Here is a 24,402-nt window from a genome sequence, read left to right as displayed (position 1 = left end):
AATAGTAGACAGTTGGCAGCGGTTAGGGGCAAGGTCCCTGAGCCTAAGCCTGTGCTGAGCTTGTCGAAGCAAAGGGCCGAAGTCGAAGGATCTGGAAAGATGACAGGTTTCAGGGGGCTGGTCATTAGCGGCCTGGAGCGCAGCGACGGGATCCAGAGAGGAATGTCATAAACAAGGAGTGAGAAACTGAAAAAACTTGTTTTTTCTCTTAAAAAATGCTATAATAACAATGTAAACAGTGGAGGTTCTTATGAATCGCAAAATCACAGGTATTCTTTCTGTTCTAGCCCTGTCGGCATTTACGTTTGCCCAGGCTCCTGCTGCTGCGGAAACTGCAGCCCCTGAAGCGGCTGTTCCGGCGGTGGCGTCTGAAACTGCTCCTGCTGCAGCTCCAGTCGAAGAATCGGTTAGTCCGGAAAACGCTGTAGAAGAACCTGCCGAAGCGGCTGCTCCGGTTGCCGTTCGCGGTGAAGATGCTGCGGGCGCGGCTCCCTCTCAGGTTGAAACGGCTGCCCCGGCTTCTCAAGTGGCCGAAGAACCTGCCGTAATGGTTGCTCCGAAAGCGGTTCGCGGTGCCGACAATAAGGCCAGCTATACTTCGCTGGGTGCAGAACGTCCGCGTACCAATACCGTTTATTACGAAACCGTCTATACGGGTGACGATGGCGTTCCCGTGCGTACGGTCTATGTGGCTCAGCGAAACGAGCGCGATACCGTGACTATGGAAAAGCTCATGGGGCTTATTCCGATGAACTTTAAAATCGGTGTTCACGGTTCTATCGGTTCCTACTACATGTCCTCGAACAAGTGGGATGGCGACAGCTACGATGGCATGAACTGGCGCGCCGGTGTGATGTCCATTATTCCGTTGAACGAATACACGATGGGTATCAAGCTTGGTGTCCTCTATGAACAGAGCGAAGCAAGCCAGTCCTACTACATTAACGGAATTCCCTATAGCTTCAAGTTCAGGCAGAAAAAGCTGGACATCCCCCTGATGTTTACCTTCAAGGCTCCTTCGTCTAGGATTTACTTTGACTTGGGTACGCAGGTGTCCGTTCCGCTCGCCGATAAGCTTCGTTATTCCTATACCACGAAAGATGGCAAAAAGACTAAGGCCAAAATCGACATGATGGACGAAAATTTCCGCAACGGCGTGGATTGGTCGTTCCTGTTTGGTTTCTCGGTCATGGCTCACAAGTTCGTCTCGATTGATCTCGGGGCAGACATCGGTGTCTCGGACATGTACGACGGCCACATCCGCTACATGGACCTGGATCTCAGCGCCTCTTCGTTTAATATCGGTTTGACTCTTTACCCGTTCTAGTCTATGATTCTTGCCGCAGTCGCAGTGTTGGTTGGTCTTGTTGTACTCGTCTGGAGTGCGGACAAGTTTGTCGATGGCGCTGTGGGCATTGCTGAATTTTGCGGAATGTCCACTCTGCTTATCGGAATGGTTATTGTGGGTTTTGGGACATCTGCTCCGGAACTCACGGTTTCCGCGATTTCTGCGGCTCAGGGAAATCCGGAGCTTGCTCTGGGAAACGCCTACGGCAGTAACATCGCAAACATTGCGCTGATTCTTGGCGCGACGGCACTGATTTCTCCGATTCTGATGCAACGTTCCGTTATCCGGGGCGATTTGCCGATTCTGTTGCTCGTGTCGCTGCTTTCGATCTTTTTGGTGTGCGACGGAAGTGTTTCTCGTGTAAACGGCATTGTTTTGTTAATTGTCTTTGCTGCGGCCATGGGGTACAGCATTTGGCGCGAAATGAAAAAGGCGAAGGCAGAAAAAGCGGATGATTCGCAAAATTCGTCAGACACGTCATTGCAAGCCGAAGGTGAAACGACTCAAAAGAGTTCGCTTGGCAAATCGATTCTGTGGCTGGTGCTTGGTTTTGCCCTGCTGGTTGCCAGTTCGCGCTCGCTGGTGTGGGGGGCGGTTGAAATCGCACGTGCACTAGGCGTGAGCGACTTGCTGATTGGCCTTACCATTGTGGCGATTGGAACTTCGTTGCCGGAGCTTGCAAGCTCTATTGCCGCTGCACGTAAGGGCGAAAATGACCTCGCTCTTGGAAACATTATCGGTTCGAACCTGTTCAACACGCTTGCCGTGGTTGGCTTTGCCGCGACAATTACCCCGATGGGCGATGTGGAGGCGGCCGTTGTCTCCCGTGATATGCCGCTCATGACAATCCTCACGGTGTCCTTGATGGTTCTTGGCTTTAGGCGTGGCGGCGGTGATGGCCGTCTGAACCGTATTGCCGGTGTCATTCTTCTGCTTGTATATGTGGGTTATCTGGGACTGCTTGTAGCGCAGGCTCTTTAACTCAGAGCTTTACCGGAAGTATTTTGCGAATCTGGCCGGGCTTTAAGTCGTTGAGGGTGAATTTGTCGAATTGAATGCGAACCAGGCGCATCACTTCGTAGCCGAGGTGTGAAAGCATTCGGCGAATTTCGCGATTCTTTCCTTCGGACAATGTAATTTCTAGCCAGCAGTTCTTTTCTCCGTCGCTATGGAGCGTTGCACGCTCGGCATGCATAAATTCGTCTTTTTCTCCGAAGACACGGGGAGGAACGTTGAAGCCGGATTCCATTTGTGAAAGTTCGGCGGCGGAAGGTTTCCCCTTGACTTGTACGCGGTAGATTTTAAGATGAGGCGCTTTATGGATTCTATCGCCTTTGGCTCCAGAATGATAGAAAGTAGGTGAGCTTGCCGAACCGCCGCTTAGAATGTCGTCAGCCCACTTTGTGTCGTTGGTAAAAAGCAATAGTCCTTCGCTTGCGGCATCGAGGCGGCCAACGGGCGCGATGTGCGGCATGGGCTTGCCGGGGTACAATTTGGCGAATTCTTCGCGGAACAAGTCCATCACGGTTTTGCGGCCCTTTTCGTCTTTGGCGGTGGAGACGATTCCGCGAGGCTTGTTCATGGCGAAGTAGACAAATTCATTTGCGGTGACAGGGGTGCCGTCTATGAGAATTTCGTCGTTCTCGTAGGTGGGGGCTTCGGGATCGCGTACGGGCTTGCTTCGGAGAATCACATGACCTTCGCGGACAAGTCTTTCCGCCTCACTGCGGCTGCAATACCCGCGCTTGGAAATGACGCGGGCGACTCCGTGGGCTTTGGCTTTGTTGTTACGATTATTGAATGCCATGGAGCCCCGTGAGCAAGTGAAAAAGTTTCTTGTTTAGAGCATTGTTCAGCGCGTCTGCCGCGGCGGTGTCTTCGAATCCCATGTCGCGGGAGCGTTCTCCACAGATGTCTACGCCTAGAATTTTGCGGTTGCGGGCGAGTGCCTGGAGTGCTTCGGCCAACTGTTCAAATGTCAGCGAACCCTGATCCCAGTTGGTGGCGGCCTCCTGCGTGTTGAGTGCGTCCTTGTCAATGGAAATATAGAGGTTAGACGAGAGAACGCTCGCATGCTCGCTACAGACGAAAGACGAAAGATTGTCTTGAAGGTTCTTCAGCTCACTTTCGCGGATAAAGGTGACGCGGTTCAAAATTTCGGCGGCGTTTGCCTGGGATAGGTCTTGTTGGATTTCTTCAATAAGGTGGTCGGCTACTCCGATGACGACAACATTTTGTACGAATCTGTTGTGTTCCAGGACTTCCTTGATCCATCCTCCGCAGCTTAGGATTCCTTCGAATCTTGGCGGCTGCATATCGGGGTGGTGGTCAAAAACCACAAGGTCAAACGGCTCGCGGATTGAATCCGTCCAGAGTTTGCTCATGTAGTGGTAATTGCCGTTGTCAAAAAAATGAATGCCCGGCGTACTTATTGAACTAGGTCCCTGAGCCTGTCGAAGGGCCGGTGTTTTGTAGAATTCAATTTGCTCTCGGAGAATTGCCTGCGCTTCGTCATCGCAGTAGCAGTCGGTACCGTCAATTCGGGTACAGTCAAACCAGCGGATTTCGCCGTCAGTTGAGGCAGCTTTTCGCAGCCCCTGCATAAAGGGCTGCTCTGCGTAAACGCCTGTAAAATCCTGAATGGTAATTCTAGTACTCTTCACATTCAAACAATTCAGGATGAAGGATGCAGAATCTTGTCCTGCAATATGCGATTTCATCTTCGGTGATAGACTCGATGGTTTCACATTCCGATAAGTTCGTTAATTTGGCAATTTGGGTGTTGAGACGTTCTATTCTTATCGCTTCTTCGAGTTCTTTTTGAACTGAATCGGGGAGCGGTGTTGGAACGGTGATGAATTCATCTTCGGATGAAGAACTTTTGGGTTCTACATAACCCTTGATGCAGCGGATATTCCCGTTTTCTGATGCGCTCCAGTGATCGACTTTTGCCCATTCGGTATTATATTGTATCAATAGGTAACTGGATTCCATTCCCGTTTCGACTTCCTTGTTCCAAAAATTATCCCATTTTTTCCCCATAAAGGAAGTAGAAGTCCAAAAATAGGTTTGCTCACCAACTCTGGTTACTTTGTTAGGGGCAATACCCACTCCGGCAGGCTTTGCTCCGAAACAATATGAGTCTGTACCGTTGCCGTCATTATTGTCATAATCATCCCAGTTCCAACCAGATGTCGTCTTTAATTTTGTTCCGGAACTGTCCTTGTAAACGTCGGTATCACCTACGTAACGAAGTAATTCGCCAAATTCATTGCTGGAAGGCAGATGCCAACCATCGGGGCAAACCGTGTTTATTTCTTCGAAGGTATAGAATCTACCGTAGATGGCACCGTCCTTGTCGAGGCTGTCGTTTGTCCAGCTATTAGGACTTGCATAATTCATGTTTTCGGCCATCCAAATTTGGTCGCCGATTTTTACGGTCTTGTAAATTTTTCCGTCGCGAGAATCGATTAAATCGTCCGAGGCGTTGGAACATTTCCCGGTAGATTTTGTGGTGCTCGAATTGGATTCCTGCGTCTTTGAATCCGAAGAAATAGATGTGTTTGAGCTCGAACTTGTCTCCTTTGTATCGTACGAATTCGTCACCTTAGTGTCGGGTGATTGTGGTATATCAGTTGAATTTGCCGACGTGGAACTGTCATCGCAGGCCGCAAGCAAAAGGGCTCCGGCGATAATGGTAAAGAACATTTTTCTCATTTGTATAAACTCCTCTTTGAAAAGAAATATAGCAAAGTCTTTGTAAATCAAAAAGGAAAGAGGCCGCTTGATAAAGAACTTGGCTTTCTATTATTTTCCGAAACGCTTGCAGAAGGAGCAACTCTGGCAAAACGGGTGGCGCAATTCGTGTTTTTCGAATCCTTCGCGGAGATTCCTGGCGGTGGGCGTGTCGAGTATTTCTAAAAGGCTTTGCTCCTGAATATGACCAAGCGTGATTTTCCCGCTATAGTCCAGGCAACAGGCGACTACGCGTCCGTCGTGAAGAATGGCTACGTGCGTATCGAGTGCGCGGCAGGTTCCCGCTACGGTTTTTGGATCCCCTCCCTCCTCTATCCCCTTATAGGGGCCAGAGTTGGTCGAGGATGACGCTGCGGAAGATTCGTCCGGCCATTCAAAGCGGCTGTCCTGATGAAGGTAGATTCGTCCAGCGACGGGAAAGCTCTTGTGGCGGCTGCAGAAATTTTCGAGAGAAATGGTTTCTAGTGAATTGTGGAATGTTTCGCCGACTTTATAGATGAGATATTTGTTCCAAGCAACGCTTTGAGGGTTTCCTACGTTCCAGAGCCTCAAATTGATATAGAGGTCGGGGCGCTCGGCGCAGGCGTATTCGCAAAAATCCTGTACGTCTTGAAGGTTTTGCTTAGCTTCTTCTGCAGAAAGTTCCGCATAGGCGTGTGTCGAAAAATTCACCTGCCGTACGGCTTGTGAGGAAAGTATCAGCTTGCCTGTACGTGCAATCGTGGTGCCGTTTGTTGTCAGGTTTAGCTTGAGGGGCGTCGTTTCCAGTTTCTTGAGGAATAGTCCGAATCCCGGATGCAGCGTGGGTTCGCCTAGCACGTGAAAATAGACATTTTCGGCGACTGTCGCCGCTTCGGTAATGCAACGTTCGAAAAGTTCTGAACTCATGAATTCACGAGGGCGTTTTTCGCCTGCATGGTCTGCGTCGTTTGTATTCGCTTTTCCGCTAGGGCAAAAGCTGCAATTCAAGTTGCAAACGTTCGTGATTTCAATGTAGACTGAGTTCATATTAATTCGGAGTGTACCAACCACTTCCTACTTAATCCTCAGTTTTTTTTGCGCATAGATGCTTTGGCCGCCGTTGCATACGAAGGCGATAACGCATACGATGAAAAAGGCGGGGAGTGTGTCGAATCCAAAAATCTCGGCGCCGATGAAAATGGGGGCAAATAGCGTGTTGGTGGCACCTCCGAAAACAGCCGCATAACCGAGGGCGGCTGCAAGCGGAAGGGGTATCCCCACCGTGGCGGCGATACATGCTCCAAAGGTTGCTCCGATGGCAAACAGCGGCGTGACTTCGCCTCCCTTGAAACCGACCGCAATCGTTGCAATCGTGAGGGCGAATTTCAGAATCCAGTCGTAGGCAAAAATACCTGCTCCGTTCACAAAGCAAAGGTCTATCAAGTTTGTTCCAAGGCCCGCGTAACGGCCCTGCCAGAACAAAAGCAGAAGAACGCTGATGCCGATTCCGACAAAGGCGATGCGCTTGTATGGATTTGTGAGCTTGTTTGCGATAAACTTCTTGGCAAGCGAATGCAGCTTGGCGAATCCTCCGCCCACGATTCCAAAAAGTACGCCGAGCAAAGCCAGCCTTAATACGAAATGAATGTCGAGCCCGCTTTCGTTCCACAAAAACGAGGCAACGTTGCTGTCAGGGAAAAGCGAATTCAGGTCTACGGAGAACTTTTCTAGTCCGAGCGTTTCGGAGACTTTGTATGCGGTGAATGCTGCAACCGTTGCGGGGAGCAATGCCGCCAGTTCCAGGTGCCCGACCAGCAAGACTTCGAGGGCGAGGGCTATCGCTGCAAGCGGAGTCTGGAAAAGTCCAGCAAAGCCTGCCGCCATTCCCGCGATGAGTAAAATTTTGCCCGCATTTTCGACATGAATTTTCTTGCTGATATTGTGGCCTAAGGTGGCTCCAATCTGAATGGCGACCCCTTCGCGGCCGGCGCTGCCACCGAACAGGTGCGTGAGCCAGGTGCTTACGGCGACCATTGGAATCATGCGTAAGGGAATCTCGTTTTCTTTGCCGTGGGCGACTCCGAATACCATATCCATGCCGCGCTCCGTGCCCTTGCCGAATTTACGATAGCCGAGGACAATGGCTACGCCAATGAGTGCAAGTCCCGGAATCCAGTAGACGGGGTGGGCGTCACGCAACGCGGAAACGGCTAGCAAAACCTGACCGAAAAACGCCGTGAGGGCTCCGACAAGGGCGCCAAGAAAAACGGCCGTTAACGTCAAAATCGGGAGTGACAACCATTTCTGAACAAATGCATTGATTCGCATTTTCATTTGCTCTTTCGCCATTTTCATCATCTGCTCCTTCATTTCGGGAGACATGCCGGCGAACTGTTCCTTGAACTGGTTGTATTTGCCAAAATCCTTAAAATTCATAGATAGGGTATAGGTGCAAAAATTATTTAGACGAATTCATGATTTTTGCGACTTCGTCGTGAATCAGCCCGTTCGATGCCATGCTGGTGTAGCCCTCGTAAATCGGGGCGACAGGTTTTCCGGTGGCGTCAAAAAGTTCCGTGATTCCGTCGATGGTGCTGAACTTGCCGCCGGCTTCCTTGAACAGGAGCGGATACGGGGCAATGTCCCACAGCGAAACGACGGGATCAATCATGAGTTCGGCACGGCCCGCAGCTACCAGGTAGTAGCCGTAGCAGTCGCCCCAACCGCGGTGCAGTTTGGCTGCCCGACGCACCGCAGCATACTTTTCGCCGTAACCTGCGGTCTCCATCGTATTCACGGTGCCCGAAAGTACGAGCGATTCCGAAAGCGTCGTTATTTTCGAACAGCTGATTTCACGGCCGTCCAAGAAAGCTCCTCCATCCTTTACCGCCCAGACAGCCGTGTTCATCGCCGGGATGCGAATCAGGCTTGCAATTGGAGTTCCTTTCTTATACAGGGCAATCAGCGTCCCGAACAACGGCACACCGTGAATGAATGCCTTGGTGCCGTCAATCGGGTCGATCACCCACTGGTATTCGGCGTCGGGATTCTCGATTCCGAATTCTTCGCCAATCACGCCGAAACCCGGAGTTTCCTTTTCCCAGAACTTGCGTGCGATTTCTTCGGTGCTCTTGTCGGCGATGGTTACAGGCGTGTTGTCCTTTTTCCATTCGACGCCCACGCTCCCCTGGAAATACTTCATGATATTTTCCTGGGCAAGCTCTGCGGCCTTGAGCGCAATCTTCAATAGTTCTTGATTTTCAGCTGTCGCTGCCATGACACCTCCGGCGATTAGGCTTGCGCCTTCCATTTTTTGACGAGGCTTACCAGAAGCTCGTTTTCTTCGCGCTTGCCGAGCGTGACGCGGATGTGTTCGGGGAGCCCAAAGCTCGTGAGTCCACGCACGATCATGCCGTTCTTTTCAAGGAAGAGTACCAGGTCCTTAGCCTTGGGGCCGATGTGTACGCAGATAAAGTTTCCTTGAGTGGGGAGTACCTTGAATCCAAGGGATTCAAATTCCGGCTTGAGATAGGCGATGCCTGCAGCGTTGAGTTCGAGAGTCTTCTGGACGTGTTCCTTGTCAGAAAGCGCTGCGATTGCCGCGACTTGGGCGGCCTGGTTTACGTCGAACGGCGGCTTGATTTTCCACAGGGAGGCAATGACTTCTTCGCTACCGAAGGCGTAGCCGATGCGAAGCCCTGCAAGTCCGTAAATTTTGCTGAAGGTGCGGTTGATGAACAGGTTCCTGTACTTGTCGAGCATGTCGATCATAAACGGATAATCGGCAGCTGTTGCAAATTCGGAATAGGCTTGGTCCAGGAACACAAGCACGTTGCTCGGAACCTTATCCAGGAATTCGATCAATTCCTGCTTGTTGTAGTAAACGCCGGTCGGATTATTCGGGCTGCAGATGAAAACCACGCGGGTCTTTTCGTTGACGGCCTTCAGAAGGTCCGAAAGCGGAGTCTTTTGATCCCCGATCCCGACTCCGATAAAGTCTGCACCGTTAGAAAGCGTGGTGAACTTGTAGACCGAGAAGGTGGGCGTAATGCCCACGCAGTTGTCGCCTTGGCGGATGAACGCCTTTCCCACCATGTCGATGATTTCATCGGAACCGTTGCCGATTACGATCTGTTTTGTCTTTACGCCGTAAAACGAGGCGATGGCATCGATCAATTTGGGAGCGTCTCCACGCGGGTAGAGGTGGAGGGCGTCTGCGATTTTGTGGTAGGCTTCGACAGCCTTCGGGGAGGCTCCGAGCGGGTTTTCGTTCGATGCCAGTTTGACAACTTCAGTGAGCCCGTATTTCGCACGGATTTCTTCCATGGATTTGCCGGGAACGTAATCGGAAAGTTTAGAAAGCTCTGGACGCGGATCTATCATGATATCCTCTTTTTTTGCGGCTAAAATTTAGCTATTTTTGACGCCATGAAACTCTCCCGTCTCCTTATTTTTGGCATAGTTTGCCTCTGCTTTCAGAATGTTTTTGCATTAGACCGTATCTGGAATATGCGCTATACTTTTGGCCCCGATGCTCGCCCTGCGCCCAAGTTTGGTGCCGGGGTTGGACTTCGCTCCGATTTTGGAAGCAACGTCCTTTTCCCTGTCAATATGTACGGGTCCCTTAGCAAGGAGTGGGAATTAGGTGCCAAGGTGGATATGTACACCTACAATCAACTCGATGACATTGAAGCGTCTGTTGATTTCGGTGGCCGCTATCGTATGGGGGCAGGGCGTTATGTTGAACTCGATGGATATTTTGGACTGAACCGTAATAACGGTAGTGCCCTTGTGCTTACCTACGGAAAGGATGTGTACCTTGCCAAGAGCTTTTCGAATTCATACGAGGCTAGAGCGGGCTTTCTGGATGGTGTTACGGGGGAAGACGGCTATGTGAAATTTGCCGTGGGAACGACTCCGACGCTTCACTTTGGCAACCGTTTCCTTTGCATGATCGAAATTACTTCGAGTGGTAGTGTCGGGCATGTGAAAGACGACTTTATGGTGGATATCATTCCTAAGATGGAACTGTCTTTTGGGGCAACCCGTGTCCGTCTGGAATTCGATATCGGAATCATGAAGGAAGAAAACAACGATCAGAAAAGCATCGCCCTGTACGTGATGACAGCACTCTAATTCGGATTTCGAAATTTAGAACTTAGAATTAGGTCCCTGAGCTCGGTTGGTGAGCCTGCCGAACCATGCCGAAGGGCCAACTACGTTTTATCAAATTTTTCATTTCCACATCGTATTTACGGTCATGGTGTCTGTTGAAAAATGAATTTCAATGGTTCCTTTTTCGGCTGTGTTCAAGTAGGGAATTTGCATCGAATCGAGCCTTTGGATGACTTGTTTGCTCGGATGTCTGAATCGGTTGCGGCGTCCGCTTGAAATAATGGCGAGTCTTGGATTTACCTTGTCTAAAAATGGAACGCTGCTTGACGTTTTTGAACCGTGGTGCCCTAGCTTAAGAACATCGCTTTTGAGGTAGACGTCTGTTTTTAGGATTTCGGCTTCGCCTTGTGCGGTTAAGTCTCCGGTCAGTAGTACCGAATGCCCCAAACCCTTTACCCGTAGCGTGATACTTTGTGTGTTTTCGTCGATGCAGCGTCTGGTTTCGGGGTGAACCGTCTTTATTTCAAAGAAATTTTCCCTGTAAACAAGGCCTCTGCTTAGGTCCCGTATCGGAACGCCTCGCCTGTAGGCTTCGCCTATGATTTGTTGCCAGTTCTCTTTGGGTGAAATTCTTGCGCACTCCGTTATCCACAATTCCTTGACGGGAAAGGTCTTGAGAATGGAACCTGCGCCTCCGAAATGGTCCTGGTCGGCATGCGTGATAATGAGAATGTCCAGTTTAGAAACTCCGATATGGTGCAGGTACGGAACGATTATGTCTTTCCCGGAATCTTGTCGCTTGATATCGCCTGCATCGACTAGAATATGGGAACCCGCCGGCGTTGTAATCAAGTGACTGTCGCCTTGGCCCACGTCTAGGGTGGTAAGTTTCCAGGTGGGGCAACTGATGGCGCGGTATCCGTCGTAGGTATATATTGCAGAAAAGAGCAACAGACAGCATAGTGAAAGGTATCTTGCGATGCGGTTCTTGAAAAATAGGGGTAATGCTAGGACCGAAAATCCGCATAACAGTAAAATTGCTGGGCCGAAGGGACCTACGGTAACCGAAGCCTGTACCGAATCGGACATGAGCCTTGTGAGTAGGGAGGCGAGCCGCAGAAAGAATCTGGCCGCATAGCAGAAATGCTCGCGAAAGAGGTCTATTGGCGAAAGGAGTGCGAATAGGCCCGCCTGCATTCCCATTGAAATGGCGGGAACGACAACAATGTTTCCAAGCCATGCAAACGGGGACAGTGTCTTGAAATGGTGAATGAGGAACGGTGCGGTAGAAAGTGTTGCGCACAGGGTGACGTATGTCGGTTCGAAAATGAAACTCTGCAAGAAATTCCAAATTTTTTTCCTGTGCCATTCCTCGGGAATTCTTTTGAATGGATTGTAGAATCCACCGATGAGAATTCCCATCGTAGCGGCAACGGAAAGCTGGAATCCGGGATTCCAGATGACGGAAGGCTCTGGAAGCATAATAAACAAAAGGGCTACACCGAGACTGTTGAGTGTATTCGCCTTCCTTTGAAAAAGTGCGCCGACCTGCGGTACGGCGAACATGAGGACCGCCCGCCTTACGGCGGGCGAGCCGCCTGTCACGGGAACGTACAGGAACAAAAGGCAAATGGCAATGATTCTAACCATTCGGTGCGGAAGCCCCGTCGCCTTCAGGAATATCATGAGGATTCCGGCGAGAAGGACAACGTGAAACCCGCTGATGGCAAGAACGTGGACTAGTCCCGAACGCTGAAAGTCGCTGCGGAGGGCGTCCGGAATCTGCGACCTGTCACCGGCGAGTAGCCCTAGCAAAAGCCCTGTTTCGGCCGGGTCTAGGAATTCGGAAAATCGTGACCGAATCCATTGGCGGAATCTGTAGAATTCCCGCTCAGGAACCCAGGTACTTTTGTAGACCGTCCAGTGGATAAATTTCCCGTAGGCGTCTAGCTTTTGTGACTTTAGCCACCCGTGAGTGTCGAATGTTCCGGGAACCGTCGGTGGCGTGACGGGGTAGAAGGATGCCTCGTAGCAGAGCGAGTCTCCTGGAAGCGGATAATGTGGCAAGTCGCGCTTTTCGGTGAGGCGGATGCGAAAGTCATCGGTGCTAGTTTTGGTATGGATTATAACGGCCATGCCGTTTGCCCTGGGCTGAGTTGTCTCGATGATTCCGCAGCCGTTTGGGGCGGGAGTCTTTTCTGGGGTAACCTGTTGGAATGTGATTTCGTGACTGATGCAGGCTGCGGCAAGGGAAAGGAATATGACCCATTGAATTTTTCTCGAAAGAACATGAGCCGCAAAAATGATAGGTAAAAGGAATGCGGGGGCATACGCGTGGCAGTCCAGGCTTCCGTAAGTGGCGATAACGATTACGGAACTGAATAGGGCGGGCTTTCCGAGAAGCGGGGTACACAATTGAATAAATTCTGCGGAGAGCTTGCTTTTTCGATTCGTTTTGAAATCCATTTCTTTTCAAATCCTTTAAAAAGATGTATCTTCTATATACACGTATTTTTTGAACCGCCACGAACCATTTTTATGCAAAATTTTTGTAAAAAATTTCCTAGCCCCCTTCTTATTGCGATTTCTCTCTTGGTGGGATGCCTTTGTGTGGGGTGTACCGACGACGAGTCGTCTGAAATTGTTCTAAATCCGGGGGACATCACGTATGGGCTGTTTCCGAACGATGCTGCTAAAAATGACTCGGTTTCGGCACACCTGGCTCGTGGAATCTCCCTGATTGTCCATCCGAAAGCGACTTATGAGTTGTCTTTTGATGTGGATCCTGCCTATGACGCTCCGACGATGCAGCTGTTCCGTCTTATTTTTGACGAGGGCGGATCGCGTTTCAGATCGAAAAAGGTTCGAACCCTAGAACCGCAAGTAAAGGCTGGCCGCTATGTCTATTCGTTTACCTGCGAAGAAAATGCGATAGCGGAGTGGGCTGCGACCCTTTCCTTGGAAGACGACTATTTTCCTGGAAAAACGCGTAACGTGCGCTTTACCGGTGAAGGCGCCTATTCGGATCACTTGTCGATCAACTTGATTGTTGTCGGAAACGTGGACAGTGAATTGGACGGCTTTACCTTGAAAGACCTGGCTTCACAAATGCAGAAGGCTTTCAGACGGGACTATTCTTCGATAACGGTGGATACCCTGTATGTTTCGTATGCGCATGAACATCCGACTTTAGGGGCGAAGTTCCCTGCGGATGAACCCTGGATTGCGGGATACTCTTCTGAGGATATGATGCTTTCGGAATTGGGCGGGTGGCCCGGTAGGGAAAATGCCTTGGACATTGTTCTTGTCCACAGTATCGATGCCACTCAGGTTTTAGGCTATTCTGATCTCTTTAGCGGAAAGCTTGGGGGCGGCAAGGGGAGTACGGTTGTGTTGGGGGCTTATGCAAGGTCTCCTTACGACGAGGAAGTTTCTTTGTCGATGGATGAAATCGTGGAAACGGCATTGCACGAATCGGGACATTTTTTGGGACTCCGTCATACAACGACGACTAAGGCCGATATCCAGCATATTGTTGGTGATTACGATCTCGGAGACTACTCCAATGTCGAAGATGGACTGGATGACACCCCGTATTGTGAAAAGTTGCAGCGGAGTGGCTTGATGCAGAAGATGAAAAAGGACGTGAATGATCGTCACCTGTTCTACCGTACTGCATTAGTTGAAAGGGCGGCCTCGTTCAGGTTGACGGATTGCCCTGATGCGACCAATTATATGTTCCCGTCGATTGTAAATGGCGTAAGCCTGAGTTTCTCGAAAAAACAGTTGGCAGTCTTGCGTGCGAACCTGATGATCATTCCGCACTAATTATTTTGATGGAAAAATATGAAAGCTTCGCAATTTTCTGAAAATGCTCAGTTGATCGCTTTTGTATTGCAGCGGGGGGCCGAATGGAACCCTGAAGTGATCGATGCTCTCGAACGGACCTGGGGAAAAATACTCCACAAGGGAAAACTTTTTGCTTTCGACAAGACTCCCTACTATGCTCCAGAAATGGGGGAGGGGTTGTATCGCGGAGTTGTTTCTTTTGTAAAGGTGATTCCGCCCGAAACGATTGCGGAAGAGAAAGAACGAAGCAACGCGCTTGAATTTTCGATGGCAAGTGCGGATAATCCCGATATGCGGACGGTAAACATCGATATCGGCTATATGGACTTGGACAAGGTGGTGCTCCCGAGCTATAAGCGAGGGCCGTTCAAGCTTTACGCCGGGAAAGGCGTGTGGCTAGATATGCTTTTGACTTATGCCAAGGGCGTTTTCCACCCGACCGCGTGGGCTTTCGAGGACTTTAAGCGAAACCCGTATCAGCATGACTTGCAACTGATCCGCGAAAAATTTAAGAAAAGTCGACAGTAGGAAACGGCACAACGAGTCATCCTGAGCGAAACGAAGTGAAGTCGAAGGATCTCAAGTTGAATTATAATTGATGAAGAATATTGTTTACATAGTCGTGTTAATCATCGCTCTCCTCGCGGGGATTCGCTGGTATATGCAGCAGTCTGCCGAAAAAGAGGCGTTTGAACGTCATGAAGCGTTGATTAAGGAAACGAACGAGTGCCTTGAAATGGCGGAGTGGAACTGCGCCGAAAAGAACGTGCGTACGCTACTTAAGGAATCTCCTGACGACAAAAATTTGCAACTGCACTTGGCGGGAATCCTTTATGAACAGGAACGCTACGAGGAATGCATCGCCTATATCCAGTCGCGCAATTTTTCGAATGATGACCTCGAATTCTTGAAGCAGAAGTCCGAGTCATTGATTCGCGAAATGGAAGAACTGAAAATCGAACGCTCGATGCACTTTAGGGTGGAATTTGAAGGTCGCCCCGCCCGAAGCGACGTGATGGAAGCCTTGGCCGTTCTGGAAGTGGCGTACGATTCGCTGTGCCACTTGTTCGATTTCCGTCCAGAGAACAAGATGCATCTTGTTCTTTACGAATCATCGATGTATCAGGGGATTGGACCGCGTCCGGAATGGGTAGGGGCCGTATTTGACGGAAAACTGAGAATCCCTGTAAATGTAATGCGGTACCGTGAAATTTACCGTCCGATGTTTTTTCACGAACTGACGCACGCTTTTGTACGGGCGATGACGCGAACAAGGGTTCCCTTGTGGGTGAACGAGGGAATTGCGCAGGTGATCGACGCATCCCGTACGGGAATGCCTAGGCCCGAAGGTTATGTTCCGAGTGTAAGTGCCCTTACGACTCCGTTTGTGAATGAAAATAATACGGCGGAGGCCGTTAAACTCTATTGGTATTCGCAGGCGATGGTTGAACGGCTCCTAGCGCGCAATGCAAGCTTTGTTCATTTCAGGGATTTTATCCAGAGCCTGCGCCAAATGGATGCCGACGAGGCCTTGCAGAAATTTTACGGGGTTTCTACGCGAAAGCTCCTCGACGAAGTGCGTTAAATGAAGTTTTTTTTGTCATTCTGGGGCGAAGCGGTAGAATCTAAAGAATGGGACTTTTAATATGGCAAGTCGTAAAAAACATATCGTGATTTTGGCTACGGGTGGCACCATTGCCGGTGTCGGTGAACCTGGAAAAAATACAGGCTATGTGTCGGGGCAAATTTCGGCCGAGGACCTGGTTGCCTCGGTGCCAGAACTCGAAGAATACGCTGAAATTTCTGCGGAGCAAATCTGCAACGTAAATTCCGACGACATGACGGACAAATTGTGGATCAAGCTTTCGAACCGCATTACGGAATTGCAAGGGGATGATTCTGTCGATGGAATCGTCGTGACTCACGGTACCGATACGATGGATGAAACTGCCTATTTCATAAGCCTTACGGTCAAGTGCGAAAAGTCCGTGATTGTGACGGGCTCCATGAAACCTGCGACGGCGAAAAATCCGGATGGCCCTGCGAATTTACTCGGGGCGGTGCGTGCGGCTGCTGGCTTTGCTGTCGACGACGACCCTCCTGCGAATTTGGTGTGGGTTTATTTTGCGGGGGAACTTTTCGATGCCCGCAACGTGCAAAAATGTAGTGCATCTGCCATCAACGCCATGGGGGTGAACGCTCCCGGCGAAGGTTCCAACTGGAATGCTCTCAAGGAGCAGAATTTTTTCGATGTTTCCAAGCTTGACCGCTTGCCTCGTGTGAACGTCGTCTACTTTACGATCGATGCCAATCCGAAAGTTCTGGAATATGCCGCCTGCGTTTCAGACGGTCTTGTGATTGCGGGTGCGGGTTCGGGTGAATTTAGCCTAGCTTGGGCGAAGGTCCTCGAAAAAATTGACATTCCCATCGTGATTGCAAGTCGAACTCACCATGGGCTTGTCACCTTGAATGAATCGCTTGCTCCGGGGCGAATTTGTGCGGGAAGGCTTGCTCCGCAGAAAGCTGCGGTACTTCTCAAGCTGGTTCTGACTCAAACGAGTCGCACCGATGATATTAAGCGCGTCTTTGCCCTGTAAGTTCTAACAACACACGAGTAACGCCACGAGTCCTGCGAACATGGCGACTTTCACCAATTTCTGGGCGCGTCGGTAGTTACGTTTGTGGGCGTAAATGAGAATGGCGAGAATCGTGGGCGTAAAAATGGCGCCTGTAATCATCAAAAACAAGGTCGGATAGTAGCCTTGCAGCACCGGGAGCGGTAAAATGGCCCAGCAGAAAATGCAGATGAATCCGGCGAGCCTCCTTGCGGTTTTTGCTCCTGCAATCAGCGGGAAAGTCATAATTCCTGCCTTGAGGTCTCCTGTTTCGTCTTCCAGGTCCTTGTATATCTCGCGGGCGGTTGTGAGTAAAAATGCGAATAACATTGCGGGGTAGAGGTACCCGATTTTGTCGGCAGGGTCCATCGTATAGGTCTCGGTTTCGCTTATGCCGGCGGGGTAGAAATAGCAGAGAAGTAGGGGCGTCGCACACATCAGGGCGACGGTCATATTTTTTAGCAGCGGAATATGCTTGAGCCATTTGTTGTAAGCAATCAGCAGTAAGCTCAGCAGAACAAAGAAAATACTTGCGGTCCAGTTTGTCTTGGTGAGAATGCTGTCGGCAAGTCCTGCCGCAAGGGTGAGCACCAGTAAAATAATCCACGCCTTTTGTGCAACGGCTATCGAAACTTTTCCGGTTACGAGCGGACGTTCCGGGCGGTTCAGGCGGTCCGATTCAAGATCCCAGATATCATTCTGGATGTTTGCAAAGCTGATGGCGAATGCAAATCCAAGTGTCTGCAAAATAAGCGAAATCCATTCGATTCCACCCTCATTCGTGGGCATTGCCGAAAGAAGGTAGTAGCCAATGGCAAGAGTTACCATGGCAATGACGATATTCACCGGTCGAGACATCTTAAAAAGGTGTAAAAGCATATCGAAAATATAGCTTTTTGAAAGAGCTTTCCCCTGCCTTGTCATCCTGAGCGAAGGGCGATACCTTAACGGAATCCTCGCTGTTAAGGTCCCTGAGCTCGGTTGGTGAGCCTGTCGAACCATGCCGAAGGGCGAAGGGTCTCTAGTTGACAGTTTCTCGCATTGTCATGCCCGCGGAGGCGGGCATCTCCCTTTCTTGTAGAAACCTTATTGCTGTAATAATTTAAATTGTAGGTGAAAAGGTGCTTTTTATGAAAAAAATCTCCATACCTCTCATCTCTATTATTTCGTCTCTTGTCCTGTTTTCAGCTTGCGGCGAATCCACCACCACCGAAAAAATCGTGGAAGTGGCGGTCGGCGGCACGGAAATTGTCGAGTCTGTCAAGGATCTCCCCAAATGCACCAAGGACAATCAGGGCGAACGCGTTTGGGTCAAAGATGAATCTGCAGACCGAGTCTGCGTAGACGGCAATTGGTTTGCAACGGTCGCGAAGGATTCATCCGCCGATTTCAGCTGCACGACCAAGGAACTCAAGGACAAGAGCGGCCTCAAGATTGTCTGCAACGGTGATTCCATCGGTGTGGTGCTGAACGGTTCCGCCGGTAAGGACGGCGAAAAAGGTGACAACGGCGTAGGTTGCTCGATTGCCGCTCAGACGGATTCCTTGGTTATGATCAAGTGTGGCGACAAGTCGATGACTTTGAATCTTCGTGCGAACGGAGTGACTGTCGATACGACCTCTGTCGACACGTTGGACCTGGATTCTGAAAAGGTGGCGATTTCGCTAGATTCGCTCTCGGGCTATTCGCAGAAGGGCCCGTTCCTGAAAGGCTCTACGGTTTATCTTTACGAGCTTTCTGATGGCCGTACGCTCAAGCAGACGAATGGTAACTTTACGAGTGAAATCAAGGACGACGATGGTCGTTACAAGTTTACCTCGCGTAATCTGGTGAGCCAGTACGCGTTGCTGGTTGCCGATGGCAAGTACCACAACGAGGTGACGGGGAAGCCGACGAACACGGCAATTAAGTTGCAAGCCTATACTAATATGCTTTCGCGCAGGTCTGCAAACGTGAATTTGCTGACGCACCTTGAAAAGGACCGTGTATTTTACTTAGTGACGCAAGAAAAGAAAACAGTGCGGGCTGCTAAAAAGCAGGCTCAGGCTGAAATTCTAGCGGCCTTCCACATCGATGCGAGTTCGATGAAGGCTGAATCCGAATACTTAGACGTGTTCGGCAAGACAGATGCCGATGCCGCTCTTCTCGCAATTTCGGTTCTATTGCAGGGTAAGGGCGATGAAACGGATCTTTCGGTGCTTTTGACGGAAATGGCTGACGATTTGGCTGAAGATGGCGATTGGGGTAATGCAGCGAAAAGGGCTGAAATTGCCGATTGGGCCGCCTCTGTGGATTCTACGGTAATGGATACGGCAAGCAAACTTGTAAAAATTCGCAAGAATGTTCAGGGCTGGGGCCTCGGTGGCGGTAATGTTCCCGACTTCGAAAAATTTATCCGCAAATTCTGGAGTAAAGAACTTGGCCTTGGCGTTTGTGGCGAGGGCGAAAATAAGGTGGGAACGGTGAAGAATGTATCGAATACCAATTCCCAGAAATTCTATGCCGAAAAATACTTCAATGAAAATGGTGCTGGCAATAAAGTCCGCTTTATTTGTGATGATGCTAGCCTGTACCGGTGGCGTGCCGCGACGGATTTAGAAAAAGATCGGTTCAATTGGAACCCGAAGAATACAAAAATGGGGGAACTTCTTGATGGACCGTTTACAGGAAAAAAAATGGTGTTTGATAAAGATACGCTTCGGTATGCGAATAGTACGGAGATTGGTTGGAATCGGGGCTGCGTTAATTACTTGAATGATAGTAGCATTGTTCTTGACGGTCAGTTGTCGCATTATAAGTGCACCGCAGGAAAATGGAAGTTTGACATTAAGGGCAGTTCGGGTTCAATGAAGGATAAGGCTGGAGTTGAATACAGAACAATAACGATCGGAAATCAGGTTTGGATGGCGGAAAACTTGAACTATGAAGTTGAGGGGCAAAGTGTCTGCTTCGATAACCTAGCGGATAATTGTGCGAAGTACGGAAGGCTCTATACCTGGGCTGCGGCGGTAGGCAAGACCGAAGGCGAATGTGGCTACGGTAAGACTTGCGAATTGCCTGACACGGTTCGCGGTGTATGTCCCGAAGGTTGGCATTTGCCGAGTAAAGCGGAATGGGAAACTTTGTTCGATGCCGTCGGTGAACGATTGATTGCTGGTGATCTTCTTAAGTCGCAGACAGGCTGGTATGGGGATATTAACGGCAAGGATGAATTTGGCTTTACCGCACTCCCTGTGGGTTATATGACCGGCAAGGATTCGTTTGGTGAAAAAGAAAATGCGCGTTTCTGGAGTGCTTCGAGGGGTAATGGTTCTGACGGTTGGTATGGTGTTGGTGTGGACTTGTACTACTCAAATGAGACGCCTTTCCTGAATGACTATAACAAGAATTTTAGGTATTCAGTTCGTTGCCTTCAGGACTAAATTCCGTATTGTCATGCCCGCGGAGGCGGGCATCTCCCTTTCTTGTAGAAACCTTATTGCTGTAATAATTTAAATTGTAGGTGAAAAAGGTGCTTTTTATGAAAAATTTTTCATCCCCCGTTTCGTCATCCTGGAGCCGTAAGGCGATGGAATCCATACAATTAAGGTCCCTGAGCCTGTCGAAGGGCCGATGTGCGTTGAAGGAATTTTTACAGATGTGTCATCCTGAGCGAAGTGCGATGCACGTAGTCGAAGGATCTCTAGCAGCAATCCTTATTGCCATCCTCCTTACGGCTTGCGGCGAAAATACCACCACCGAAAAAATCGTAGAGGTGGCGACTGGCGGTACCGAAATCGTTTCCTCGGTAAAGGATCTCCCCAAATGCACCAAGGAAAATGCCGGGGAGCAGGTGTGGGTGAAAGATGAAAGCGCAACTCGTATTTGCGTAGATGGCAAGTGGTTTGCAACCATCGCGAAGGATACTTCTTCTGCTGATTTCAGCTGCACTACTAAGGAACTCAAGGACAAGAGCGGCCTCAAGATTATCTGCAATGGAGATTCCATTGGCGTGGTGCTGAACGGTGCCGCTGGTAAGGACGGCGAAAATGGTGCTGCCGGTAAAGACGGCAAGGACGGAACCGACGGAAAACAAGGCGAAAAAGGTGACAACGGCGTAGGTTGTTCGATTGCCGCTCAGACAGATTCCTTGGTTACCATCAAGTGTGGCGACAAATCGATGACCTTGAACCTGCGAACGGGTGGTGCGTCGGTCGATACGGCCACTGTCGATACGACCTCTATCGACACGTTGGAGCTTGATTCTGAAAAGGTGGCGATTTCGCTGGATTCCTTAGCGGGCTATTCGCAGAAGGGCCCGTTCCTGAAAGGCTCTACGGTTTATCTTTACGAGCTTTCTGATGGCCGCACCTTGAAGCAGACAAACGGCAACTTTACGAGTGAAATCAAGGACGACGATGGTCGCTATAAGTTTTCTTCGCGTAATCTGGTGAGTCAGTACGCGTTGCTGGTGGCTGACGGTAAATACCGCAACGAGGTGACCGGCAAGAAAACGACGACGGCGATCAAGTTGCAGGCCTATACCAATATGCTTATGCGTAGGTCTGCCAACGTGAACCTGCTGACGCACCTTGAAAAAGACCGCGTCTATTATTTGGTAACGAAGGAGAAAAAAACGGTAAGGGCGGCGAAAAAGCAGGCCCAGGCTGAAATTCTCGATGCATTCTATATCGATGCGAGTTCGATGAAGGCTGAATCTGAAGACCTGGACGTATTCGGCAAGACGGATGCCGATGCCGCTCTTCTCGCGATTTCGGTTCTGTTGCAGGGCGATGGCGATGAAACGGATCTTTCGGTGCTCTTGACGGAAATGGCCGACGATTTTGCGGAAGATGGCACTTGGGGCGATGCGGCGAAGAGGGCCGAAATCGCCGACTGGGCCGCCACTGTGGATTCTACGGTAATGGATACGGCGAGTAAACTTGCAAAAATCCGCAAGAATGTTCAGGGCTGGGGTCTTGGTGGCGGAAACGTTCCCGACTTCGAAAAATTTGTCCGCAGGTTCTGGAGTAAGGAACTTGGCTTAGGTATTTGTGGTGAGGGCAAAAATAAGGTGGGAACGGTGAAAAACGTATCGAATAAGAATTCCAAGAGGTACTATGCCAAGAACTATGCAGATGTGAACAGTGTGGGCGATAAAGTCCGCTTTATCTGTGATGACGCAAGCCTGTACCGTTGGCGTGCTGCGACTGGTATTGAAAAAGATACCGCGACCTGGGGCGCAGGCGAGTTTGATGGCGAAGTCCGCAAGGGACAAGTGAATACGACCACCTATTATATTTACGAAAAGAGTAAGAAAGCTTGGCGTGAAGCGACTTTAATCGAAAAAGATACCTACCAGAAGGAATGTACAAAGGATGGGGCTCCGTTCAGTGGTATTGTAACGGGTTGGAGTTATGTCTGTGATGCCGATACGTTCAGAGCGGTTACATCTGACGAAATTCGACATGGCTGGGGCTGTACGTCTTACAATAGGGGCATGTTGGTAAAAAAAGTGGATGAATCTGAATATGGAGAATATGGATACCTATGCGAGAACGATGGATCGATAAGTCCAGATATCTTAATTAAAAGAGATACCTCTAAGTTTGGAGTTTTGAAAGATAAACGTGATGGAAAGTCTTATTATACCATAAAAATTGGAACCCAAGTCTGGATGGCGGAAAACCTGAATTTCGATTATAAAGTGGATGACAAATCTTATGGTAATGTTTGTAATTTTGATTTTTCCGAAACAGAAAGGTATGGTCGTGTTTGTAAGGATAATTCGGAAGACTGTTCGCGATATGGTCGTTATTACACTTGGGCTGCCGCTATGGATAGCGCGGGAATTTATTCGGCGGGAGGTAAAGGTTGTGGCACTGATAAGACCTGCTCGCTACAGTATCCTGTAAGAGGCGTTTGCCCCGAGGGTTGGCATTTGCCGGATTCTTCGGAATGGCAGGAATTGTTTGAATCTGTTGGTAAATCGGTTGGCGCAATGAAGATTAAGGGGACTGCCTATTGGACTGATGCGACAGATGCTTACGGATTCTCTGTTTTGCCTAGTATTGTTTATTATGTGAATGGTGAGGAAATTCGTGGTGCTGGTCTTCAATTCTTGACTTCTTCTCAACGTGAAACGGATATACTCAAGGTTTGCTTTTGGTGTATGGATTGCTATGAGGGCCCTGGTGTATACAATACCACAACAACAGATTATAACAGTATTCGTTGCGTAAAGGATTAGCCTATGCCGTTTTTTACTAAGAGCAATTTAGTGGACTTACGGGCGGAAGCCGAGCAACTTTCAATTTGCGTGGAACATTTTCTGTATGCGTCCGAGCGCGTGGTCGAAGGCGACTACAAGACAAAGGGCTTTTACGATAATTGCATCGAAAAATGCAACGGTCGCCTAAAGGCAATCCATTTCCTGATGGAATCCATTCGTCAGGATAGGCCCGTTTCGGAAGAAGAACTCGAAGAAACTTTGCCGGATTTTCTAAATTACAAGAAAAACGATAAAGAAAAAAAGCGTAATGCTTGATAACGATTTCGAAGACGAACGCGAACCTAGACGCATAAGGCCGACCCGCCGCGATCACCGCAGCAGGCGTATCGACGTGATGCGCGAAATGGAATCCGGCGTTGTCGATGAACGCCCCATCAAGGAACGCTTCAGCCGCGAATTCAAGAATCCGCGCCTCAAGAAAATCAAGGACCCGCTCGAAAAAATCCGCGAAGAGGACTGTGTAGAAGGCCTGGTGGTCGAAGTGCATCGCCGCACCTGCGAAGTTCGACTTGATAACCTTCCTGATTCTCAAACCCCAAAGGGCGAAGCCCGACCTCAAAGCGAAGCAACCTCACTTCCTACTTCCGACTGTCTACCGTCTACTGTCACTGCCATGTATCGCGCGACGACTTCTAAGGCGTTGGGAGAATTCCCGGCGGTGGGTGACCGCGTACTCTTAGGGCAGGTGAACGAGGACGAAGATAGCGGCGAAGGCGTTGGCTCTCAGAAATATTGCGTGGTGCGCGTGCTTCCGCGAAAGAGCGAACTCAAGCGTCCGGGGCCCCGCGACAGTTTTAGGCGCAAGCTGACCTTGGCTGCAAATATCGACCAGGTGGTGATTGTGGCGAGCGTGACGCAGCCCGAGTTCAATTACGGGTTCATGGACCGTTTCTTGCTCGCGGCGAACCTGAATAATTTGCCTTTCGTGCTGGTGCTTACCAAGATGGACCTATTGCCGAATGGCGAGGCAGATTTAAGCGAAGATATCCGCGACTTCATGAGTATCGTGGACAAGGTGATTCCTGTCAGCGTTAAAAACGGCGTTGGACTTGACACGCTTCGCGAAGAATTGATCGGCAAGTCCTCGGTGTTCAGTGGACAGAGCGGTGTCGGCAAGTCGACTCTGGTGAATGCCTTGGTGCCGGGGGCGGAACTCGAAACCGGCGAGGTGCGCGAACGCGACGGTAAGGGGCGGCATACGACGACTTCTTCGAGCCTGTTCGATTTCCCGGGCGGTGGTTATGTCATCGATACGCCGGGCATCCGTAGCATCGGCCTTTCGAATGGCGAAGACGACATGGACGGCGAAACGCTCGCCAAGATTTTCCCGGGATTTTTCGAGGGCGACCTGTTCACCTGCAAGTACAGCAACTGCAAGCACCTCAAAGAACCGGGTTGCTCGGTCCGCGAGGCGGTTGAGTCTGGAAAACTTTCGCGTGCGCGTTATGCAAGCTATTTGAGAATTTTGAATTCTAGAAACTAGGTCT

Annotated in this window: 20 protein-coding genes; 11 read left to right on the top strand and 9 right to left on the bottom strand. The window is 49.9% G+C overall.

Annotated features, from left to right (window positions below):
• Positions 1 to 250: 250 nt before the first annotated feature.
• Together Q0W37_RS03640 and Q0W37_RS03635 are read left to right on the top strand one after the other, a co-directional pair.
• Entirely contained in the window at positions 251 to 1,327 is a 1,077-nt protein-coding gene (locus Q0W37_RS03640; RefSeq protein WP_297698862.1) for a porin family protein, read from the top strand.
• A 3-nt stretch (positions 1,328 to 1,330) separates the two neighbouring features.
• Positions 1,331 to 2,329 carry a calcium/sodium antiporter gene (locus Q0W37_RS03635; RefSeq protein WP_297698860.1) on the top strand — a complete coding sequence of 333 codons (999 nt, stop codon included), beginning with the start codon at positions 1,331 to 1,333 and terminating at the stop codon, positions 2,327 to 2,329.
• Position 2,330: 1 nt separating this feature from the next.
• Here the strand turns inward: Q0W37_RS03635 and Q0W37_RS03630 are convergent, their stop codons facing one another.
• The 7 genes from Q0W37_RS03630 to hisC all read right to left on the bottom strand — a co-directional run bounded on the left by Q0W37_RS03630 (position 2,331) and on the right by hisC (position 9,448).
• On the bottom strand, positions 2,331 to 3,155 hold the full coding sequence (locus Q0W37_RS03630) for a pseudouridine synthase (RefSeq protein ID WP_297698858.1): 825 nt from the start codon (positions 3,153 to 3,155) through the stop codon (positions 2,331 to 2,333).
• Complete coding sequence (locus Q0W37_RS03625) at positions 3,142 to 4,011, bottom strand: arginase family protein (protein WP_297698856.1); 870 nt, start codon at positions 4,009 to 4,011, stop codon at positions 3,142 to 3,144. The genes Q0W37_RS03630 and Q0W37_RS03625 overlap by 14 nt, the downstream gene beginning before the upstream one ends.
• Positions 3,998 to 5,065 (bottom strand): FISUMP domain-containing protein, encoded by a 1,068-nt coding sequence (locus tag Q0W37_RS03620; protein WP_297698854.1) that lies wholly within the window; start codon positions 5,063 to 5,065, stop codon positions 3,998 to 4,000. Before Q0W37_RS03620 ends, Q0W37_RS03625 begins: the two co-directional genes overlap by 14 nt.
• Before the next feature lie 90 nt (positions 5,066 to 5,155).
• On the bottom strand, positions 5,156 to 6,112 hold the full coding sequence (locus Q0W37_RS03615; RefSeq protein WP_297698852.1) for a radical SAM/SPASM domain-containing protein: 957 nt from the start codon (positions 6,110 to 6,112) through the stop codon (positions 5,156 to 5,158).
• Positions 6,113 to 6,139: 27 nt separating this feature from the next.
• A complete protein-coding gene (locus tag Q0W37_RS03610; protein ID WP_297698850.1) occupies positions 6,140 to 7,501 on the bottom strand; it encodes a chloride channel protein in 1,362 nt (453 codons plus the stop codon).
• Positions 7,502 to 7,523: 22 nt separating this feature from the next.
• Entirely contained in the window at positions 7,524 to 8,342 is an 819-nt protein-coding gene (hisN, locus tag Q0W37_RS03605) for a histidinol-phosphatase (RefSeq protein WP_297698848.1), read from the bottom strand.
• A gap of 14 nt (positions 8,343 to 8,356) precedes the next feature.
• On the bottom strand, positions 8,357 to 9,448 hold the full coding sequence (gene hisC / locus Q0W37_RS03600) for a histidinol-phosphate transaminase (RefSeq protein WP_297698846.1): 1,092 nt from the start codon (positions 9,446 to 9,448) through the stop codon (positions 8,357 to 8,359).
• Between the two features lie 126 nt (positions 9,449 to 9,574).
• Between hisC and Q0W37_RS03595 the strand changes: the two genes are divergently transcribed.
• Positions 9,575 to 10,201 carry a hypothetical protein gene (locus Q0W37_RS03595; RefSeq protein WP_297698844.1) on the top strand — a complete coding sequence of 209 codons (627 nt, stop codon included), beginning with the start codon at positions 9,575 to 9,577 and terminating at the stop codon, positions 10,199 to 10,201.
• 99 nt (positions 10,202 to 10,300) lie between these two features.
• On the opposite strand, the gene Q0W37_RS03590 is transcribed toward Q0W37_RS03595, so the two are convergent.
• Positions 10,301 to 12,646, bottom strand: coding sequence for a DNA internalization-related competence protein ComEC/Rec2 (locus Q0W37_RS03590; RefSeq protein WP_297698843.1), 2,346 nt, complete (start codon positions 12,644 to 12,646; stop codon positions 10,301 to 10,303).
• Positions 12,647 to 12,790: 144 nt separating this feature from the next.
• Between Q0W37_RS03590 and Q0W37_RS03585 the strand changes: the two genes are divergently transcribed.
• The 4 genes from Q0W37_RS03585 (at position 12,791) to Q0W37_RS03570 (ending at position 16,626) form a co-directional block, all read left to right on the top strand.
• Positions 12,791 to 14,008, top strand: a complete 1,218-nt coding sequence (locus Q0W37_RS03585) for a hypothetical protein (protein ID WP_297698841.1) — start codon at positions 12,791 to 12,793, stop codon at positions 14,006 to 14,008.
• Positions 14,009 to 14,026: 18 nt separating this feature from the next.
• Positions 14,027 to 14,557, top strand: a complete 531-nt coding sequence (locus tag Q0W37_RS03580) for a DUF4416 family protein (protein ID WP_297698839.1) — start codon at positions 14,027 to 14,029, stop codon at positions 14,555 to 14,557.
• Positions 14,558 to 14,627: 70 nt separating this feature from the next.
• The gene (locus Q0W37_RS03575; protein WP_297698837.1) at positions 14,628 to 15,614 is read left to right on the top strand and encodes a hypothetical protein; all 987 of its coding nucleotides are present in this window, start codon (positions 14,628 to 14,630) and stop codon (positions 15,612 to 15,614) included.
• 61 nt (positions 15,615 to 15,675) lie between these two features.
• Entirely contained in the window at positions 15,676 to 16,626 is a 951-nt protein-coding gene (locus Q0W37_RS03570; RefSeq protein ID WP_297698835.1) for an asparaginase, read from the top strand.
• 3 nt (positions 16,627 to 16,629) lie between these two features.
• Here Q0W37_RS03570 and Q0W37_RS03565 read toward each other — a convergent pair whose 3' ends face one another.
• Positions 16,630 to 17,490 (bottom strand): geranylgeranylglycerol-phosphate geranylgeranyltransferase, encoded by an 861-nt coding sequence (locus Q0W37_RS03565; RefSeq protein ID WP_297698833.1) that lies wholly within the window; start codon positions 17,488 to 17,490, stop codon positions 16,630 to 16,632.
• 284 nt (positions 17,491 to 17,774) lie between these two features.
• Between Q0W37_RS03565 and Q0W37_RS03560 the strand changes: the two genes are divergently transcribed.
• The 4 genes from Q0W37_RS03560 to rsgA all read left to right on the top strand — a co-directional run bounded on the left by Q0W37_RS03560 (position 17,775) and on the right by rsgA (position 24,398).
• The gene (locus Q0W37_RS03560) at positions 17,775 to 20,066 is read left to right on the top strand and encodes a fibrobacter succinogenes major paralogous domain-containing protein (RefSeq protein ID WP_297698831.1); all 2,292 of its coding nucleotides are present in this window, start codon (positions 17,775 to 17,777) and stop codon (positions 20,064 to 20,066) included.
• Positions 20,067 to 20,164: 98 nt separating this feature from the next.
• On the top strand, positions 20,165 to 22,873 hold the full coding sequence (locus Q0W37_RS03555; protein WP_297698829.1) for an FISUMP domain-containing protein: 2,709 nt from the start codon (positions 20,165 to 20,167) through the stop codon (positions 22,871 to 22,873).
• Between the two features lie 3 nt (positions 22,874 to 22,876).
• A complete protein-coding gene (locus tag Q0W37_RS03550; RefSeq protein ID WP_297698827.1) occupies positions 22,877 to 23,170 on the top strand; it encodes a hypothetical protein in 294 nt (97 codons plus the stop codon).
• Positions 23,163 to 24,398, top strand: a complete 1,236-nt coding sequence (gene rsgA / locus Q0W37_RS03545) for a ribosome small subunit-dependent GTPase A (protein ID WP_297698826.1) — start codon at positions 23,163 to 23,165, stop codon at positions 24,396 to 24,398. Before Q0W37_RS03550 ends, rsgA begins: the two co-directional genes overlap by 8 nt.
• Positions 24,399 to 24,402: the final 4 nt, after the last annotated feature.

Source organism: uncultured Fibrobacter sp., assembly GCF_947166265.1.
In the GTDB taxonomy this organism is placed as follows: Bacteria; Fibrobacterota; Fibrobacteria; order Fibrobacterales; family Fibrobacteraceae; genus Fibrobacter.
This window is presented reverse-complemented; position numbering and strand designations above follow the sequence as displayed.

Coding starts and splice junctions, on each gene's coding strand:
- Q0W37_RS03640 (WP_297698862.1), top strand. CDS start 251: ATGAATCGCAAAATCACAGGTATTCTTTCTGTTCTAGCCCTGTCGGCA.
- Q0W37_RS03635 (WP_297698860.1), top strand. CDS start 1,331: ATGATTCTTGCCGCAGTCGCAGTGTTGGTTGGTCTTGTTGTACTCGTC.
- Q0W37_RS03630 (WP_297698858.1), bottom strand. CDS start 3,155: ATGGCATTCAATAATCGTAACAACAAAGCCAAAGCCCACGGAGTCGCC.
- Q0W37_RS03620 (WP_297698854.1), bottom strand. CDS start 5,065: ATGAGAAAAATGTTCTTTACCATTATCGCCGGAGCCCTTTTGCTTGCG.
- Q0W37_RS03615 (WP_297698852.1), bottom strand. CDS start 6,112: ATGAACTCAGTCTACATTGAAATCACGAACGTTTGCAACTTGAATTGC.
- Q0W37_RS03610 (WP_297698850.1), bottom strand. CDS start 7,501: ATGAATTTTAAGGATTTTGGCAAATACAACCAGTTCAAGGAACAGTTC.
- hisN (WP_297698848.1), bottom strand. CDS start 8,342: ATGGCAGCGACAGCTGAAAATCAAGAACTATTGAAGATTGCGCTCAAG.
- hisC (WP_297698846.1), bottom strand. CDS start 9,448: ATGATAGATCCGCGTCCAGAGCTTTCTAAACTTTCCGATTACGTTCCC.
- Q0W37_RS03595 (WP_297698844.1), top strand. CDS start 9,575: ATGCGCTATACTTTTGGCCCCGATGCTCGCCCTGCGCCCAAGTTTGGT.
- Q0W37_RS03590 (WP_297698843.1), bottom strand. CDS start 12,646: ATGGATTTCAAAACGAATCGAAAAAGCAAGCTCTCCGCAGAATTTATT.
- Q0W37_RS03580 (WP_297698839.1), top strand. CDS start 14,027: ATGAAAGCTTCGCAATTTTCTGAAAATGCTCAGTTGATCGCTTTTGTA.
- Q0W37_RS03575 (WP_297698837.1), top strand. CDS start 14,628: ATGAAGAATATTGTTTACATAGTCGTGTTAATCATCGCTCTCCTCGCG.
- Q0W37_RS03570 (WP_297698835.1), top strand. CDS start 15,676: ATGGCAAGTCGTAAAAAACATATCGTGATTTTGGCTACGGGTGGCACC.
- Q0W37_RS03560 (WP_297698831.1), top strand. CDS start 17,775: ATGAAAAAAATCTCCATACCTCTCATCTCTATTATTTCGTCTCTTGTC.
- Q0W37_RS03555 (WP_297698829.1), top strand. CDS start 20,165: ATGAAAAATTTTTCATCCCCCGTTTCGTCATCCTGGAGCCGTAAGGCG.
- Q0W37_RS03550 (WP_297698827.1), top strand. CDS start 22,877: ATGCCGTTTTTTACTAAGAGCAATTTAGTGGACTTACGGGCGGAAGCC.
- rsgA (WP_297698826.1), top strand. CDS start 23,163: ATGCTTGATAACGATTTCGAAGACGAACGCGAACCTAGACGCATAAGG.